Raw genomic sequence first — 16,546 nt, forward strand, 5'->3', positions numbered from 1 at the left:
GCCGCCTCGCAGCGAGGCTGTCGCCTCCGCCAGGAGAAGGCGCGCAGCGCCCCAGGGGGTTAAATTCTGCCGACCACGGACCAGCCCTTGCGCTGGTCCTGCTTGTTGTTCTCGTAGTCCCACACCGTGCCGCAGCGCTCGCAGACATAACGGGTCACCGTCGCCGTGCTCGAGCCGCGCTCCTCCTTGCGGTTGCCGCGCTGCATCAGTTCGGCATGGCCGGGGGCTTTGCGCCAGTTGCGCTGAATGCCGGCACAGGCATCGCACAGATGGTCTTCGGCAGGGGTGGTGGTGTTGGTCATGAAAAAACTACTGAATGTGGTGCAGGTGCCGGACATACGCCCGCGCTGCAAAGCAGCCATTGTGCCGCCTGCCCCGGTTTTGCACCGGCAGCCGTCGCAGCATCACCGCTTGCAGGTAGGGCATGACCGACCGTGAAGCCGGCCCGGGACCGTCTTTTTCCAAGCTTCTTCGCCCATATTTGTTACCAAATGATTCGGAATCGCTATTCTTCGGACTTAAGCAAACGAACAACAAGGGAGCGGTTTGTGTACAAGAAAACGTAGCTGGCGGCCTTGGTGGGCACGGGGCTGAGCATGAATGCGCTGCAGATCGCGCAGACCCAGGGCACGACCCGAAATCGTGGCCCTGCTCAGGCTCAGGGCCAAGCCCGCAGCCGTGGAGGCACCTGCTTCGGTCGGCACAGCACCGGCGCTGCTGCAGCCCGCTTCGGCCGATGCCGCTCCTGTGGACTTCAGTAAGCTCCCGCCTGAGCTGCTGACCGAAATGGATGCCGAAGTGGCCAAGCTGCCTGTATCGGCGGAGCAAAAACAGCTGGCGCGCAACAATCTGGCGCGTCAGTACCTCAAGATCCGGGCCCTGGCCAACGCCCTCAAGTCCCAATAACGCGGGCTGACTCCTGCCATGTAAAAGGGCCGCTTGCGCAGCCCTGATTCATGCGGCGTGGATCACGCCTTGGCGGGGCGATAGGCCAGACAGATCTTGTTGCCGTCGGGGTCGCGCAGATAGGCCAGATACATGGAGTCGCCGCGCCAGCCCGGCGCGTCCTCGACCGACACACCACCCGCTGCCAGGCCAGCCGCATGGGCCGCGTTCACCTGATCGGTGGACTGGGCCAGAAAGCCCGTGGTCGCGCCATTGCCCGAGCTGGCCGACTCGCCGTTGATGGGCGTGGAGATGGCAAACACGCCAGTGGGGCTACGGTAGAAGAAGCGGTTCTTGTTGGCAACGCCGGGCGCAATGCCGAGCTGACCCAGCAGCGCGTCATAAAAGCGCTTGCTGGACTCCAGATCATTTACACCCAGCATGATGTGGCTAAACATGGTTGTCTCCTGGAAAAGCCCTGTTTCGGGCGAAGATGGGAAATCGGCAAGCCATCGTAACGGGAGCTTGCCGTCCTCTTCTGTCACCCATTTTCAGCCCACCATGCTGCCAGACCATTTCACCCCGGTTCCCCTGGACAAATCCTACCGCCTGCTCAATCACGGCCCCACGGTCATCGTCTCGGCCCTGCATGCGGGCGAGCGCAATGCCATGAGCGCGGCCTGGGCCTGCGCGCTCGATTTCGCACCGCCCAAGATCAGCGTGGTGCTCGACAAGGCCACGCGCACGCGTGCGCTGGTCGAGGGCAGCGGCTTCTTCGCCCTGCAGTTGCCCACCGTGCCCCAGGCCGCCCTGACGGTGGGCATAGGCACGGACAGTGCCGTGACCGAAACCCACAAACTCGCCAAGCATGGCGTGCAGCTGTTCGATGCACCGGGCTTCGATGTCCCGCTGGTGGCAGGCTGCGCCGCCTGGCTGGTCTGCAAGCTGATCCCCGAGCCCCATAACCAGCAAAGCTATGACCTGTTCATCGCCGAAGTCGTGGCGGCCTGGGCCGATGAGCGCGTGTTCCGCAATGGACACTGGGAGTTCGGCTCCGCGCCTGCCGAGCTGCGCACCCTGCACTATGTGGCGGGCGGGCAGTTCTTCGCGATTGGCGAATCGGTGCTCGTGAAATAGAAGCTCTCATGGCTGCATCGCTTATGTATCAAGCGCTGGCAGCTATCAAAATAATTCGCACTATGCCGTAACGGCCACTGACACCCTCAGGCGCCCTGGCCCGCAGCGCCTGCACACCCGGGTATTTGTAACCGCCTTCATTTAGACTGCATCACTGACCGAGATATCAAACAACCCATGACTGCAGGTGCCGTACCGCCGCACAAGGCAGCGATCTCTGCTATCAATCACCGTGAAGTGACAGGCAATGGCGCAAGAGTTTTTCGATCCCGTGCTGTTCATCAAAGAAGATGCGCCGGCGTCGGTCGATCTGTCCCAGACACCGTTTTTCTGCAATATCCACGGGTTCCCGCACTATTGCGCAGAGCCGCCCACAGGCTTGAAGCTGCTGGAGCCCGCCACCAGTGACCCCGAGGCCGTCATCGGCAACGCATACCGCGTCCTTTCTGCGACCACCACCCACCCCGACCCCAAGTACGGCAATCAGACCAGACTGGAGTTCCAGGCCGATCAGGTCGAGTACGAAGCCATTGCAGTCACGTATCAAACTGCAGCGGCGTTCGGCATGACGCTGATTGAGCCGGGCCAGGGAGTTCGCATCACCAGCCCCCAACCACATCTTTCGCTGGTCGACTATGAGTACGGCATGTTTGCCGGGCACCGCTCGCCCTATGAGGGAACCGGCTACCGCCTGCTGGGCAAGGTCTGTACCGACCTCGAACATCACGATTTCCCGCATGTCTTCACCTCTATCGACCCGCACCTGCCGCTGGTGATTTCGGTGGGAAAGTACTGGCCACAACAGCAGAAAATCTGTCTGGCCGACCTCTGGCTGCCTCGTGGCATGGCCTTGTATGTGCCTCCCCGGCCCAATCTGCCCGGGCAGACTTGCCTGGATCTGCACGGCAACCGCAATTCGGCCCTGGCCTGCTGGCGCGGGATAGAACGCTCCAGCGTCAAAACCCAGACCCTGCTACAGACCGAAGGCGGCTATTTCTACTGGTTCTGGAACGAGCTGCCCACCACCCACCCTCTTCTCGATCTGACAGGAGCGTCCCATGCTTGAAGCCCGCCCCCGACTGCGCACCCTCGAACCTGACACGGACAACGGCCTCTACCAGACGCTGCTGGAATCCACCCTGGCGATTCCGTTCAAGATTGACTGGACCACGAAGAAATACAGCTATATCGGCCCGCAGATCGCTGATCTGCTGGGCTGGAGCCCCGAGAGCTGGGAGACCGTGAACGACTGGGCCGAACGCATCCACCCCGACGAGCGCGAGCAAACCGTCTCGCGCTGCGTGGAGCTGTGCCTGGCGGGCGTGGATCACGAGGCCGAGTACCGTGCGCTGACCAGCGACAACCGCTTTGTCTGGGTCAAGGAAGTCGTGCATGTGCTGTGCGACGAACAGGGCCAGCCCACAGCGCTGATCGGCTTCACCTTCGACATCACCGAGCAGAAAAAATCCGAGCATTTGCGGGCCGAGCTGGAGGCCCAGAAGCTCTCCAACGCGCGCCTGCAGGAGCGCCTGCGCCTGACACACGACCTGCACGACGGCCTGGGCGGCGAGCTGGTCCACATGATTGCTTCCGTCGAGCAGGGCAGCGAAGCCCTGACCCGGACTCAGGTGCTGTCCATGCTCAAGCTCATCCGCAACGATCTGCGCCAGAGCATAGACAGCAACGCCTCGGCCCAGGTGCGCGTACCAGCCACTCCACAGGAATGGCTGGCACCCTTGCGCCGCCGCTTCAACGACCTGTTCGAGGCCCTGGGTGTGCGCTGCGACTGGCAGTTTCCGCAAAGCTGGAGCCAGCCGCCCAACGCGCTGCAATACCTGGCGCTGACCCGGCTGATCGAAGAGGCGCTGACCAACGTCATCAAGCACAGCCAGGCCCGCCATGTGCGCCTGTCCCTGGTGCAGCCTCAGGCGCAGGAGCTGCTGCTGGAGATCGAGGACAACGGCGTGGGCTTCGATGTGCAGGCCGTGGAGGCATCGGGCCTGGGCGTTGGCATGCGCTCCATGGCGGTGCGCATTGCGCGGGTCGGTGGCCTGCTGGGGATTGAGTCGTCGCCGGGGCGGACGGCGCTGACGGCGAGGGTGGTGCTGGGTTCTGAGGATTGAGGCTTCTGGGCTGTAGTGCTTATGCGGTAAGCGCTTGCGACTATCCATTTCCAACTGCGCTGAATTCACCACTTGCTGCGTTGCTGGCGACGGAGGCCGGGATTTCGCCCCGGCGGGCGACTCACTTTCTGTCGCCAGAAAGTAAGCAAAGAGCGCAACCCGACTGTCCGCGTCCCTGCGCTTCGCTACGGGCAAACCTGCATCACGCCATTCAGGCTGCGGTGCGGCAAAACTCGCTTTGCGCTACGCGCGCCGCTCAAACAGGTTGCCGCAAATTTGATGTCAAAGCATTGGCACTCTGCGGTGCCAATGCCCGCAGCCCGAACCACGTGCCGCAGGCGCAGACACACGGGTGAATGCGCCTGCGAGAGCTATGAGCAAATCGGGCTGTAACGCTTATTCAGCAAACGCAAGCAGCTATCAAAAGCACAAAGAAGCTATCCCGCACCCGGTATTGCCCCTTTTGCCCACGCCTGCGATGGCGGCCTCTTGGTGCTGGCGGCTGCACCGCAGAGTGCAGACGCTTCAACTTCAAATCTGCGGCAACCTGTTTGAACGAAGCGCTGAAAGCGCGCAGTGAGTTTTGCCGCACAGCCCCAAGAGGTTGACGGCGCAGGTTGCCCCGTAGCGCAGCGAAGGGGTCGTGGGCAGCAGGAGCCGGCTCTTTGCCTACTTTCTGGTGGTCCGGCATACCGGCAGAAGAAAGTAGGTCGGCTGGCGGGCCGAGACACGCCTTCTGTCCGCCGGCAAGGGATGTCCCCGTAACAAAAAACTCAAGCCAAATCGGCCTTAGCGCAAGGCAGACCAAGCGCTGACAGCTATCAAAACAAGAAGGGCATGTGACCCAGCAAGAACCACATGCCCAATCAGCCTCAAACCCAGGCGCACAAAGCGCCATCAGCTATCAATACTCCAGGCAGATCTTGCCGAAATGCTTGCCCGCCGCCTGGTGCTCAAACGCCGCCACCATCTGCTCCAGCGGATAGCGGCTGTCGATCACGGGCTTCCAGCCGAAGTTCTCCAGCGCGCGCACCATGTCCTGCTGCTGCTCGCGGCTGCCGACGATCAGGCCCTTGAGGGTTTGCTGCTTGCGCATCATCTCCACCGTGGGCACGGCACCCGCAAAACCGGTCAGCACGCCGATCAGCGCGATATGGCCGCCGACGGCGCAGGCGCGAATCGACTGGGGCAAGGTGCCAGGGCCGCCGACCTCGACCACGATGTCGGCACCGCGACCGCCGGTGGCGGCCAGCACGGCATCACCCCATTCGGGCTCGTCCTTGTAGTTGATCACCAGATCGGCCCCCAATGCCTTGAGCTGCTCGGCCTTGGCTGCGCTGGAGGTGGTGGCGATGACGGTGGCGCCCATGCTCTTGGCCATCTGCAGCGCAAAGATGGAGACGCCGCCCGTGCCCAGCACCAGCACGGTGTCGCCGGCCTTGAGATGCCCGTCCACCACCAGCGCGCGCCAGGCCGTGAGACCGGCCGTGGTCAACGTGGCGGCCTCGGCATGGCTCCAGCCCTTGGGGGCATGGGTAAAGCTGGTGGCGGGCAGGTTCACGAACTCGCGTGCAAAGCCGTCCACGCCGTCGCCGGGCACAAGCTGGAAGTCGGAGGGCACATGGCGGCCTGACAGCCATTGCGGAAAGAAGGTGGAGACCACGGCATCGCCCACGGCAAATTCCGTCACGCCTGCGCCCACGGCCGTGACCAGGCCGGCGCCGTCGGCCATCGGAATGCGGCCGTCAGCCGCCGCACCGGGACGGCGCACCACGCCCAGGTCGTGGTAGTTGAGCGAGCTGGCGTGAATGCGTACCTGGATCTCGCCGGCGGCGGGTGCCGCAGGTGCAGGCAAGTCGACAAGCTTCAGATGTTCGAAACCGCCGGGGGCGGCCAGTTGCATGACTTTCATGGAGTGCTCCTCAAGGGGGGGTGAAACAGATGCTTTGCATGGTGCCGTCAATGCACGCCAACCACCAGCACCAACATATTTGTTGGGTAGTATTAAAAATGTAAGTAATGCATGGGCGCTGGCTGGCGCTACGATGCTTGCAGTCCAGAACTGCTCCGAGGTCCCCATGAAACGTTTGAACAGCAAGAGCGGCTGCGCCGTGGAGGTGACGCTGTCCGTCATGGGTGGCACCTGGAAGCCCATCATCCTGTTCCACCTGCTGCACGGCAAAAAGCGCTTTGGCGAGCTGGGCCGCAGTATTGGCGGCATCACCCAGCGCATGCTGACGCTGCAGCTGCGCGAGCTGGAAGAAGCCGGCATTGTGGAGCGCACGGTGTATGCCGAAGTGCCGCCGCGCGCGGACTATGAGCTGACCGCGCTTGGCCGCAGCCTGCAGCCGGTGCTGATTGCCATGCGCAACTGGGGCACCGAATACAGCAAGAGCTTTGCTGCGGCCGATCCCTTGCATGACGCAGATCAGAACAGCGCAAGCTGCCTGCCAGAATTGAAGCAAAAACAGGCTTGAACGCCTGCCCATCAAGCATTTATAGCTATCAATTTAAATAGATCGACAGCAAAAAGCCCGCAGGCTGCAAAAGCCTGCGGGCTTGGGTCTGAAGCCGCCGCGCTTACTTGCCGGCGGTCAGCGTGGTGTAGCTGTTGATCAGGTTGCGATAGTCGGGGATGTGGTTGGAGAACAGAGTCCCCAGACCTTCAATGTCGTTGCGCCAGTCGCGGTGCAGCTCGCAGGCCGCGCCGAACCAGGTCATGAGCTGGGCACCGGCCTGCTCCATGCGACTCCAGGCCGCCTGCTGGGTCATGCTGTTGAAGGTGCCCGAGGCATCGGCAATCACGAACACCTCGAAGCCTTCAGCCAGGGCCGACAGCACGGGGAAGGCCACGCAGACCTCGGTCACCACGCCGGCCACGATGAGCTGCTTCTTGCCCGTGGCCTTGACGGCCTTGACGAAATCCTCGTTGTCCCAGGCATTGATCTGGCCCGGACGGGCGATATAGGGAGCTGTAGGGAATTTTGCCTTGAGTTCGGGCACCAGCGGGCCGTTGGGGCCGGTCTCGAAGCTGGTGGTCAGAATCGTGGGCAGTTTGAAGTACTCGGCCATGTCGGCCAGGGCCAGCACATTGTTCTTGAACTTGTCGGGGTCGATATCGCGCACCAGGGACAGCAGACCGGTCTGGTGATCCACCAGCAGCACGGCGGCATTGTCTTTGTCGAGGCGAACGTAAGGCTTTTGGCTCATGGGAATCTCCTTCAAGAGTGGAGGGGGTGAAAGCCGGCGGGCTTGCCCGCCGGTGAGAAAACTCGATACCTTGCAACCTGCTCAGGCTGCTGCGCCATGGCGCTCGGCTGCCGCAATGCGGCCGAACTGGCCGCTGCGGAAGTCCTCCAGCGCCTGCTGGATTTCCTCGTCGCTGTTCATGACGAACGGGCCGTAGCCGACCACGGGCTCGTCAATCGGCTCGCCCGACAGCCACAGCAGCGTGACGTCGCTGTTGGCTTCCAGATGCACGCTGTCGGCCGCGCGGTCCATATGCACCAGTTGTCCGGCGCGGGCAATCTCCTGTCCGTTGACCAGCAGCGTGCCGTGCAGCACCACCAGCGCCAGCGTGTGGCCGGCCCGCGCCTGCAGCTCGGTGGAGGCTCCGGCGTTCAGCCGCACATCCCAGACCTCGATGGGCGTGAAGGTCTTGGCCGGGCCGCGATAGGCGGGGCCCGTGCTGCCAAGGTAGTCCCCGGCAATGACACGCAAATGACCCGCACCGTCCGGCAGCGCGACCTGCGGGATGTCGGCGTTCAGCAGGGTCTGGTAGCCGGGGGCGGACATCTTGTCCCTGGCTGGCAGGTTGACCCACAGTTGCACCATCTCCAGCGGTCCGCCGCTCTTGGCAAAGGCTTCGGAGTGGTACTCCTCGTGCAGGATGCCCGAGGCAGCCGTCATCCACTGCACATCTCCGGGGCCGATGGTGCCGCCGGCACCTGTGGAGTCGCGGTGTGCCACCTCACCCTCATAGACGATGGTCACGGTCTCGAAGCCCCGGTGCGGGTGCGTGCCCACGCCGCGCCGCGCCGTGGTGGGCGTGAAGCTCTGGGGACCGGCGTGATCGAGCAGCAAGAAAGGACTCAGGGCCTTGCCGTGGTCGCCATAGCTGAACAGCGAACGCACGGGAAAGCCATTGCCCACCCAGTGTGGACGGGGCGCTTCATAGACCCCCAGGATTTTCTTGAGCATGACATTTCTCCTTGCGGCAGGCCTGCAGTCCCGTTGGTCGCTGCAGGTGTTGAACATGGACAAAGTATGAATTTGGAACGATGACTTGAGTAGTCCACAATATTCAGCCTCAGAGTTCTATTTTTAAAACGATGAAGCTGCCAGACCTCAATGAGCTGTACTACTTCGCCCAAGTGGTGGAGCACGGTGGATTCGCGCCCGCAGGCCGCGCCCTGGGGCTGCCCAAGTCCAAGCTCAGCCGCCGCGTGGCACTGCTGGAGGAGCGCCTGGGCGCGCAATTGCTGCTGCGTTCCACACGCAGCTTTGCCGTGACCGAGGTAGGCAAGCGCTATTACCAGCACTGCCGCGCCATGCTGACCGAGGCAGAGGCCGCCGAAGAGTCGGTGGCACTGGTGCATTCCGAGCCCTGCGGCAAGGTGCGCATGAGCTGCCCCGTGGCCTTGCTGGCCTCACGCGTGGGCCGCATGCTGGGCGAATTCATGCGCCAGTACCCGCGCGTGGAGCTGCAGGTGGACGAGACCAACCGGCGCGTGGACGTGGTCGGCGAAGGACTGGATCTGGCCCTGCGCGTGCGCCCGCCGCCGCTGCAGGACAGTGATCTGGTGTTGCGCACGCTGGCCGAGCGCCGCCAATGCCTGGTGGCCGCCCCCGAGTTGCTGCTGCGTCTGGGTCAGCCCGGCGGGCCCATGGATCTGTCGGACTGGCCCAGTCTGGACATGGGCGGCGTGCAGGAAACCCACCGCTGGGTGCTGTACGGCCCAGACGCCGTGCGCGCCGAGGTCAGGCACCAGCCAAGGCTGGTGACGCAGTCCATGCTGGCGCTGCGCGACGCGGCCCTGCTGGGTGCCGGCGTGGTGCAGCTGCCCAATATGTTTGTGCGCGAGGAGCTGCGCAGCGGCACATTGGTGCAGGTGCTGCCGGGCTGGCAGCCGCGGCACGAGATCATCCACGCCGTCTACGCCTCGCGCCGTGGTCAGTTGCCCGCCGTGCGCGCGCTGCTCGACCATCTGGCCCAGTCCTTCAGGACCTTGTCGGAAGACTGAGCATCAAAACGGCCTCCAGCAGTTGCTGGGCATGCGCTGTCAGCTATCGAAACGATAACTGCAGCATCAGCCCAGAGCCGCCTGGATATCGTCCGCCAGCTTCTCGGGCTTGTCCTGGGGCGCGTAGCGGCGTATCACCTGTCCGTCGCGACCCACGAGGAATTTGGTGAAATTCCATTTGATGGACTTGGTGCCCAGCACGCCCGGCGCTTCGGCCGTCAGCCAGCGGTACAGCGGATGCGCGCCATCGCCGTTGACCTCGATCTTGTGCATGAGCGGAAAACTCACGCCGAAGTTCAGCTCGCAAAAGCTCGCGATCTCGTCATCCGAGCCTTTTTCCTGGGCACCGAACTGGTTGCAGGGAAAGCCCAGCACCACCAGGCCCCGGTCCGCATACTGCTCGTGCAGTGCCTGCAGCCCCTTGTACTGGGGCGTGAAGCCACAGGCACTGGCGGTATTCACGATCAGCAATACCTTGCCCTGGTACTGCGACAGAGGAACGCTGCGTCCCTGGATGTCGGTGGCTTCAAAGTCATAAACGCTGTCTGCCATGCTGCTCTCCCGCCAAAGTGAAGCCCCAAGCTTAAGGCAGTCGGCAAAACATCTCACCACTGGAAACAAGCCTGCACCGCCACGCCACGGAGACAATACCGGGGCTGCGACCATAGAAAAACCGATCCCCGCAAGCAGAGCGCCTGTTTTTTGGGCATTCTTCGCAGTCTTGCCTTCTTGCGGCCCTTGGCGGGCTGCCTTGCAACGTGCGTTTGTCCTTGAACGAATTGAAAGAAAAATGGGTGGCTCAGGCCACGGCTGCGTGGACGCGCGCTCGTGCCAGCACTGCCGGCCAGCGCATTGCGGCCCTGCCCTGGTGGCGTCGCTGGCCGACGCGGCGTGAATGGCTGTGGTTTGCCGCGGCCTTGCCGGCACTGTTTGTCGTCTATGTGCTGCTGCTGATTCCATTCACGCCCAGCATCAGCGACATCCGCAAGGCCAAGCTCGAGCAGCCTGCGCAGATCCTGAGTGCTGACGGCAAGCTGATCGGCGAGTTCAAGCGCAGCAACCGCCAGTGGGTGCCGCTGGAGCAGATTGCGCCTGCCGTGGTCAAGGCCCTCGTGGCCACCGAAGACCACCGCTTCTACGAGCACCATGGCATGGACTTGACGCGCACCGTGGGTTCGGCCATCCATACGCTGGGCGGCAATCCCCAGGGCGGCTCCACCATCACCCAGCAGCTGGCGCGCAATCTCTATCCCACGGAAATCGGCCGCGCCCGCAATGTGAACCGCAAGCTCAAGGAGGCGATCACGGCCTTCAAGATCGAGGCGCTCTACACCAAGGACGAGATTCTCGAAACCTATCTGAACACCGTGCCCTTTCTCTACAACGCCTATGGCATAGAGATGGCGGCGCGCACCTATTTCGACAAGCCGGCGGCCAAGCTCACGGTGCTGGAAAGCGCCACGCTGGTGGGCATGCTCAAGGGCAATGCCTATTACAACCCGGTGATCAACCCCGACCGCGCCATTGCCCGGCGCAACACCGTGCTGAGCCAGATGGTCAAGCGCGGCGAGCTCAAGGACGAAGAGTTCGAGCGCCTCAAGAAACGCCCCATGCGTCTGGACTTCGAGCGCCAGGAGGAGCCCACGGGCATGGCGCCGCATTTTTCCCAGCAACTGCGCAAATGGCTGATCGCCTGGGCTGACAAGAACGACTACAACATCTATACGGACGGCCTGATCGTGCGCACCACGCTGGACTCGCGCCTGCAGAACTGGGCGCAGCAGGCCGTGAACCGCCAGATGCAAACGCTGCAGGGCATTGCCAACAGCAACTGGAGCCACCGCGACGGCTGGAGCGCCGACAACGCCCTGGTGCTGCAGCTGGTGCGCGAGACGGAGGCCTTTCGCAAGCTCGCCAGAAGTGGCAAGCCTTCCGATATCAGCGAAGAAGAAGCGCTCAAGAAGCTGCTGGCCGACAAGGCCTTCATGAGGCAGCTGCGCGAGGACAAGACCCGCGTGCAGGCCGGCTTTCTGGCCATAGACCCGCGCACCTCGGCCGTACTGGCCTGGGTGGGCAGCCGCGACTATGCCCAGGATGCGTTTGACCATGTGGCGCAGGCGCGTCGCCAGCCCGGATCGACCTTCAAGCCCTTTGTGTATGGCGCGGCCCTGCAACAAGGTGCCAAGCCAAGCGACACGCGCAAGGATGAGGAAGTGGAGATCAAGCTGCCCGGCGGCGAGGTCTGGCGTCCCAGCGATGCCGTGGCCCCCACGGGCATGCCCATCACGCTGACCGATGCGCTGGCCTATTCCAAGAACACCATCACCGCCGAGCTGGGCCAGGAAGTGGGCATGGACCGCGTCATCAAGCTGGCCCGCGGTCTGGGCGTGCGCCAGAGCCCGCTGGAGCCCGTGCCTTCGCTGGCGCTGGGCTCCAGCCCCGTCACGCTGCTGGAGATGGTCAACGCCTACGGCAGCATTGCCAACTCGGGCCGCTATATTCCGCCCCAGCTGGTCACCCGTATCGAGAATGCCGACGGCGAGCTGCTGGCCGAATTCATCCCGCCCAAGCCCGATCAGGTCTGGGACGAGGAAGAGAACTACGGTCTGCTGGAGATGATGCGCGCCGTGATCGACAAGGGCACGGGCCGCGCCATTCGCAAGCAATACGGCATTCGAGCCGATGTGGCCGGCAAGACCGGCACCACCCAGGGCAATGCCGACGGCTGGTTCCTCCTCATGCACCCGCAGATCGTGGCCGGTGCCTGGGCCGGCTTCAACGATGCGCGCATCACGCTCAGGAGCGACCAGTGGGGCCAGGGTTCACGCAGCGCCCTGCCCATGGTGGGCGACTTCATGTCGCGCGCCCTGCGCAGCCCGCTGCTCAATGCAAAGGCCCGGTTCACCGAGCCCAACACCAGCCACTGGTGGAGCGATATGGTGGGCCGCCTGCGCGACAAGCTTCAGGAATGGAGCGGGCCCGCAGCTGGGGGCAGCGATCCCGATCGCACAACGCCGGCAGCTCCCGCTCATACAGCACCCAACAGGAGCAATGGCAGCGAGGTCGACATCATGGAGAGCACGCCCGCAGCGCCGCCTTCGGCCATGGGCCAACCCGCGCCAGCCGGCAGCAGCGTCCAGCCACCCGATCTGGATAGCAGCCCTGGACTGGCTCCCGGCGAGATGGTGCCAGGGCCTGCACCGAGCAAAGCCCCCGCGCCCTCAAGCTGGAGCGATATAGGCACACCGCTGCCGCCAGCGGCACCACTGAATGCGCCGCAGGACAGCCAGTAGCGCAGTTTTCAGCCACATGCCCCACTGGGCTGTCGAATAACTGGTCCAATTGCGCACCGACACCCGCCAGCAGGTCTCCCACCAGGAGGCCGCTGGCGGATTTGTTTTCGCCGGGCATGAAACCCACATGCCGATAGCGCTGCGCCGACCCGGAGCCGACATGACCGCCAATACGCCAACCATCGTCACCTTTGCCATCTACCTGCTGGGCATGCTGCTCATAGGCTGGGCGGGGTACAAAGCCACGTCCAACCTGTCCGACTACATTCTGGGCGGGCGCAGTCTGGGCTCGGTGGTCACGGCCCTGTCGGCCGGGGCATCGGACATGAGCGGCTGGCTGCTCATGGGCCTGCCCGGGGCGGTGTTTGCCACGGGCCTGTCGGCCTCGTGGATTGCCATCGGCCTGTGCGTGGGTGCCTGGCTCAACTGGCGCTTTGTCGCGGCACGCCTGCGCGTCTATACCGAGAAGGTGGGCAATGCGCTGACATTGCCCGATTACTTCACCAACCGCTTCGAGGATGGCAGCAGCCTGCTGCGCATCGTCACGGCACTGGTGATCCTGGTGTTCTTCACCGTCTACTGCGCCTCCGGCGTGGTCGCTGGTGCCCGTCTGTTCGAGTCCATGTTCGGCATGGACTACCAGACCGCGCTATGGGTGGGAGCCGTGGCCACCATGGCCTATGTGTTCATAGGCGGCTTTCTGGCCGTGAGCTGGACCGACACGATTCAGGCCTCGCTGATGATCACCGCGCTGGTCATGGCGCCCCTGATGGTGATCTATGCCGACGGCGGCGTGGGTGCCAGCGCGGCCATCATCGAAACCGCCCGCAGCGGCGCCTTCGACATGTTCAAGGGCCAGGGCTCGATTGCCATCATCTCTTTGCTGGCCTGGGGTCTGGGCTACTTCGGCCAGCCTCACATTCTGGTGCGCTTCATGGCCGCCGAGTCGATCAAGACCATTCCCAACGCGCGCCGCATCGGCATGACCTGGATGGTGCTGTGCCTGGGCGGCGCCGTGGCCGTGGGCTTCTTCGGCATTGCCTTCTTTGCCAGCCGCCCCGATCTTGCGACAAACGTCAACGGCAACCATGAACTCGTGTTCCTGGAAGTCGCCAAGCTGCTGTTCAACCCCTGGATCAGCGGCGTGCTGCTGGCTGCCGTGCTGGCTGCCGTGATGAGTACTCTGTCCTGCCAGTTGCTGGTCTGCTCCAGCGCCCTCACGCAAGATATCTACAAGACCTTTCTGCACAGGAGCGCCAGCCAGAAGCAGCTGGTCTGGTTCGGCCGCGCCATGGTGTTTGCTATTGCCGTGATCGCCATCCTGATTGCCCAGGACCCCAAGGCCAAGGTGCTGGGCATGGTCAGCAATGCCTGGGCCGGTTTTGGTGCCGCCTTCGGCCCGCTGGTGCTGATCTCGCTGCTGTGGGGCCGCATGACGCGCAACGGCGCGCTGGCCGGCATGGTCGTGGGCGCGGTCACGGTTCTGGTCTGGCAGCACTACCAGTGGTTCAAGCTCTATGAAATCGTTCCCGGGTTTACGTTCTCCGCTATCGCAATCATAGTGGTCAGCCTACTGGACAAAGCGCCTTCGGCCACGATCACGGCCAAGCACCGCGAGGTGGAGGCGGAAATCGCTGCCCACGGCGAATAAGCAGCTTGGGCGGCTGCGCCAAGGCCCTGCCCGGCCATGCCGGCAGGGCTTTTTTTGTGGCCGAGACAGCCAGCACGAGGATGCCCAAGGAGCCCAGGCAGCCGCCCCGGCAACTGCACAAAAAATAGGCGCAACTTGCATTTTCGAGGCCTATCCGTCACACTTACGGGTCGAAATTTCAGGCATTACCTGAGATTCTGAAAGGTTTAGTGAATGCTCAAGGCCGCTGCAGCCAAGGTATATCAGACGGGTTTAGCGTTGATGCTGGGTGCCGCTTTTGCGCTGGCATCCCCTGCGGCTTTGGCGCGAAAAGCGCCCGAAGTCGGTGCCACCGTTCCCGGCTTTGAGACCGTGAACCTGGCCGAACTGCCCCGCGAAGGCCGCACCACCTATGGTCGTATCCTCCAAGGCGGTCCGTTCTCCAGCGACAAGGATGGCGCGGTATTCGGCAACCGTGAGCGCATACTTCCGCGCCAGGCCAGAGGCTACTACCGTGAATACACGGTGCGCACGCCGGGCGCGAAAAACCGGGGTGCGCGGCGCATCGTCTGCGGCGGCTTGCAGCCCCAGGTGCCCGATGCCTGCTTCTACACAGGCGACCACTACAACAGCTTTCAGCAGATCGTTCAATGACATTCAAAGACGCTCTGCAGGCCCGCCATACAGCGGCTCTTGTCCTCTTAATTTCCGCAGCGGCGGTTTGCGCAGATAGCCTACAGCGCTGTCAGTACCGCCTCTGCCACCAGTTTTGATGTTTTTAGAAAGAATCACGGAGATGGACACGCCACTTCGTAAGCCCTCGGAAACACCGTTGCGCAATGTTCGCCCGAACATCGTGCAATCCATTCGTGCCTTCCGCATACCTGATCTTCAGGCAGCAGCAGAGGCGCTGGGCTCCCATTTCCTCTATGCCAATCTGGCCCATGCCCAGACCAAGGCCGATGTTTTCGAGCTGCTGTCCACCCAGTTCTACCTGCCGGCACACTTTGGCAAGAACTGGGATGCGCTGTATGACTGCATGACCGACCCGATCAACAAATCCGGCCCGCAACCCGGTTTTGTGGTGGTGCTCGACCAGATTCCGACCACTCCCAAGTTCGACAAGGAAGTGCGCGAGCAGTTGCTGGACGTGTTCCGCGATACTGCGGACTTCTGGGCAGAGCGCAAGATTGCCTTCCGCTGCTTCTACTCATTCCTATAGGTCGGCTGCTGCGGCGCACGCCACACAAAATGCCCGCCTTGAATGCGGGCATTTTTGCTTTCAGAACAAAGGCTCAGGCAGTGCGGCCCTGAGCGACAGCCTTGAGTTGCATCCACTTGCCCATTGCAATCACCAGCACGGCGCCGCAGGCAGCCGCTGCGTAATGCGCCCAGGGATTGAGCTGCACAAAATCTTCGAGCACATGGTCGCTGGTGATGGTTTCGCCGGCCACCCAGCCAATCAGTGCCGCGCCCAGAGTGACGATGACCGGAAAACGCTCCATCAGCTTGATCATCAGCGTGGAGCCAAAGATGACCAGCGGAATGCTGATGGCCAGCCCCAGAATCAGCAGCAGCATATCGCCACCCGCTGCCGCAGCCACGGCAATCACATTATCCAGACTCATGACCAGATCGGCGAGCAAAATGGTGCGAACGGCAGCCATCATGCCCTGTCTGGCCACACTGCCGGAGCTCTCTTCTTCATCCTCTGCCTTGAGCAGGCCCACGCCAATCCACAGCAGCAGCAGGCCACCGATCACCTCGACGAATGGCAGCTGCATCAGCTTGGCAGCCACCACCGTCAGCGCAATACGCAACACCACGGCGGCACCGGAGCCGAGCAGCACCGCTTTTTTCTGCTGCTCCGGCGGCAGGCCACGTGCGGCCAGAGCAATGACCACCGCGTTGTCACCCGAGAGAATGATGTTGATCCAGACGATCTTGAACAAGCCGATCCAGAAATCGGCACCGAACATGGCATCCATGGAAAATATTCCTGAGTTCTCTGTCCGTTGCACCTTGAACGGACAGACGCCCGGCATTGCAAAGTCAGGCGTGATCAATGCAGGGAAGTTTAGCCAACTGCCTCTTGGAGCCGCTGTCGGCGTATTGCTTCTGACGTCATGGGAATTGCAGGCCACGGAGTTCGCTTCCGCTTTGGGACAGACACCGCAGACCCCTCAAATTACCAGTTTTCAGTGATAGCCAAGCGACTTGATCTCGGTAACAGTG

General features: G+C 62.8%; 18 protein-coding genes. 11 read left to right on the top strand and 7 right to left on the bottom strand.

The annotated features are described in order from the left end of the window. Positions 1-59: 59 nt before the first annotated feature. A complete protein-coding gene (locus tag AC1RTQ_RS16465) occupies positions 60-302 on the bottom strand; it encodes a hypothetical protein (RefSeq protein WP_003066979.1) in 243 nt (80 codons plus the stop codon). Positions 303-600: 298 nt separating this feature from the next. Between AC1RTQ_RS16465 and AC1RTQ_RS16470 the strand changes: the two genes are divergently transcribed. Then, positions 601-906 (top strand): hypothetical protein, encoded by a 306-nt coding sequence (locus AC1RTQ_RS16470; protein ID WP_492877288.1) that lies wholly within the window; start codon positions 601-603, stop codon positions 904-906. Positions 907-968: 62 nt separating this feature from the next. On the opposite strand, the gene AC1RTQ_RS16475 is transcribed toward AC1RTQ_RS16470, so the two are convergent. Beyond that, the gene (locus AC1RTQ_RS16475) at positions 969-1,343 is read right to left on the bottom strand and encodes a VOC family protein (protein ID WP_302092542.1); all 375 of its coding nucleotides are present in this window, start codon (positions 1,341-1,343) and stop codon (positions 969-971) included. Between the two features lie 103 nt (positions 1,344-1,446). Between AC1RTQ_RS16475 and AC1RTQ_RS16480 the strand changes: the two genes are divergently transcribed. The 3 genes from AC1RTQ_RS16480 to AC1RTQ_RS16490 all read left to right on the top strand — a co-directional run bounded on the left by AC1RTQ_RS16480 (position 1,447) and on the right by AC1RTQ_RS16490 (position 4,145). Beyond that, the gene (locus tag AC1RTQ_RS16480) at positions 1,447-2,022 is read left to right on the top strand and encodes a flavin reductase family protein (protein ID WP_492877290.1); all 576 of its coding nucleotides are present in this window, start codon (positions 1,447-1,449) and stop codon (positions 2,020-2,022) included. Positions 2,023-2,269: 247 nt separating this feature from the next. Further along, entirely contained in the window at positions 2,270-3,088 is an 819-nt protein-coding gene (locus AC1RTQ_RS16485; protein ID WP_492877292.1) for a hypothetical protein, read from the top strand. Next, positions 3,081-4,145, top strand: coding sequence for a sensor histidine kinase (locus AC1RTQ_RS16490; RefSeq protein ID WP_492877294.1), 1,065 nt, complete (start codon positions 3,081-3,083; stop codon positions 4,143-4,145). The genes AC1RTQ_RS16485 and AC1RTQ_RS16490 overlap by 8 nt, the downstream gene beginning before the upstream one ends. A 904-nt stretch (positions 4,146-5,049) precedes the next feature. Here AC1RTQ_RS16490 and AC1RTQ_RS16495 read toward each other — a convergent pair. After that, positions 5,050-6,057: a zinc-dependent alcohol dehydrogenase family protein gene (locus tag AC1RTQ_RS16495; RefSeq protein WP_409812111.1), complete on the bottom strand. Its 1,008-nt coding sequence runs from the start codon at positions 6,055-6,057 to the stop codon at positions 5,050-5,052. A gap of 166 nt (positions 6,058-6,223) precedes the next feature. On the opposite strand from AC1RTQ_RS16495, the gene AC1RTQ_RS16500 reads away from it, so the two are divergent. After that, complete coding sequence (locus tag AC1RTQ_RS16500; RefSeq protein WP_492877296.1) at positions 6,224-6,622, top strand: winged helix-turn-helix transcriptional regulator; 399 nt, start codon at positions 6,224-6,226, stop codon at positions 6,620-6,622. 103 nt (positions 6,623-6,725) lie between these two features. Here the strand turns inward: AC1RTQ_RS16500 and ycaC are convergent, their stop codons facing one another. Both ycaC and AC1RTQ_RS16510 read right to left on the bottom strand, forming a co-directional pair. Then, positions 6,726-7,355 carry an isochorismate family cysteine hydrolase YcaC gene (gene ycaC, locus AC1RTQ_RS16505; protein ID WP_302092548.1) on the bottom strand — a complete coding sequence of 210 codons (630 nt, stop codon included), beginning with the start codon at positions 7,353-7,355 and terminating at the stop codon, positions 6,726-6,728. An 81-nt stretch (positions 7,356-7,436) separates the two neighbouring features. Next, complete coding sequence (locus tag AC1RTQ_RS16510) at positions 7,437-8,345, bottom strand: pirin family protein (protein WP_492877298.1); 909 nt, start codon at positions 8,343-8,345, stop codon at positions 7,437-7,439. Between the two features lie 131 nt (positions 8,346-8,476). Here AC1RTQ_RS16510 and AC1RTQ_RS16515 point away from each other — a divergent pair, with 131 nt between their 5' ends. Continuing rightward, positions 8,477-9,388: a LysR family transcriptional regulator gene (locus AC1RTQ_RS16515; RefSeq protein WP_492877300.1), complete on the top strand. Its 912-nt coding sequence runs from the start codon at positions 8,477-8,479 to the stop codon at positions 9,386-9,388. Between the two features lie 66 nt (positions 9,389-9,454). Here AC1RTQ_RS16515 and AC1RTQ_RS16520 read toward each other — a convergent pair whose 3' ends face one another. After that, on the bottom strand, positions 9,455-9,940 hold the full coding sequence (locus AC1RTQ_RS16520; protein WP_302092551.1) for a glutathione peroxidase: 486 nt from the start codon (positions 9,938-9,940) through the stop codon (positions 9,455-9,457). Positions 9,941-10,152: 212 nt separating this feature from the next. Between AC1RTQ_RS16520 and AC1RTQ_RS16525 the strand changes: the two genes are divergently transcribed. The 4 genes from AC1RTQ_RS16525 (at position 10,153) to AC1RTQ_RS16540 (ending at position 15,533) form a co-directional block, all read left to right on the top strand. Further along, a complete protein-coding gene (locus AC1RTQ_RS16525; protein ID WP_492877302.1) occupies positions 10,153-12,681 on the top strand; it encodes a penicillin-binding protein 1A in 2,529 nt (842 codons plus the stop codon). 160 nt (positions 12,682-12,841) lie between these two features. Continuing rightward, positions 12,842-14,332 carry a sodium/proline symporter PutP gene (gene putP / locus AC1RTQ_RS16530; protein ID WP_492877530.1) on the top strand — a complete coding sequence of 497 codons (1,491 nt, stop codon included), beginning with the start codon at positions 12,842-12,844 and terminating at the stop codon, positions 14,330-14,332. Between the two features lie 213 nt (positions 14,333-14,545). Continuing rightward, positions 14,546-14,965, top strand: coding sequence for a guanyl-specific ribonuclease (locus AC1RTQ_RS16535; RefSeq protein ID WP_492877304.1), 420 nt, complete (start codon positions 14,546-14,548; stop codon positions 14,963-14,965). A gap of 142 nt (positions 14,966-15,107) precedes the next feature. Further along, positions 15,108-15,533, top strand: a complete 426-nt coding sequence (locus tag AC1RTQ_RS16540; protein WP_302092554.1) for a barstar family protein — start codon at positions 15,108-15,110, stop codon at positions 15,531-15,533. Between the two features lie 73 nt (positions 15,534-15,606). Here AC1RTQ_RS16540 and AC1RTQ_RS16545 read toward each other — a convergent pair whose 3' ends face one another. Next, positions 15,607-16,299, bottom strand: a complete 693-nt coding sequence (locus tag AC1RTQ_RS16545; RefSeq protein ID WP_492877307.1) for a TerC family protein — start codon at positions 16,297-16,299, stop codon at positions 15,607-15,609. Between AC1RTQ_RS16545 and AC1RTQ_RS16550 the strand changes: the two genes are divergently transcribed. Beyond that, positions 16,298-16,516, top strand: a complete 219-nt coding sequence (locus AC1RTQ_RS16550) for a hypothetical protein (RefSeq protein ID WP_492877308.1) — start codon at positions 16,298-16,300, stop codon at positions 16,514-16,516. The genes AC1RTQ_RS16545 and AC1RTQ_RS16550 overlap by 2 nt on opposite strands. The last annotated feature ends 30 nt before the right edge of the window (positions 16,517-16,546 follow it).

The organism is Comamonas sp. GW821-FHT11H03, from assembly GCF_058807955.1.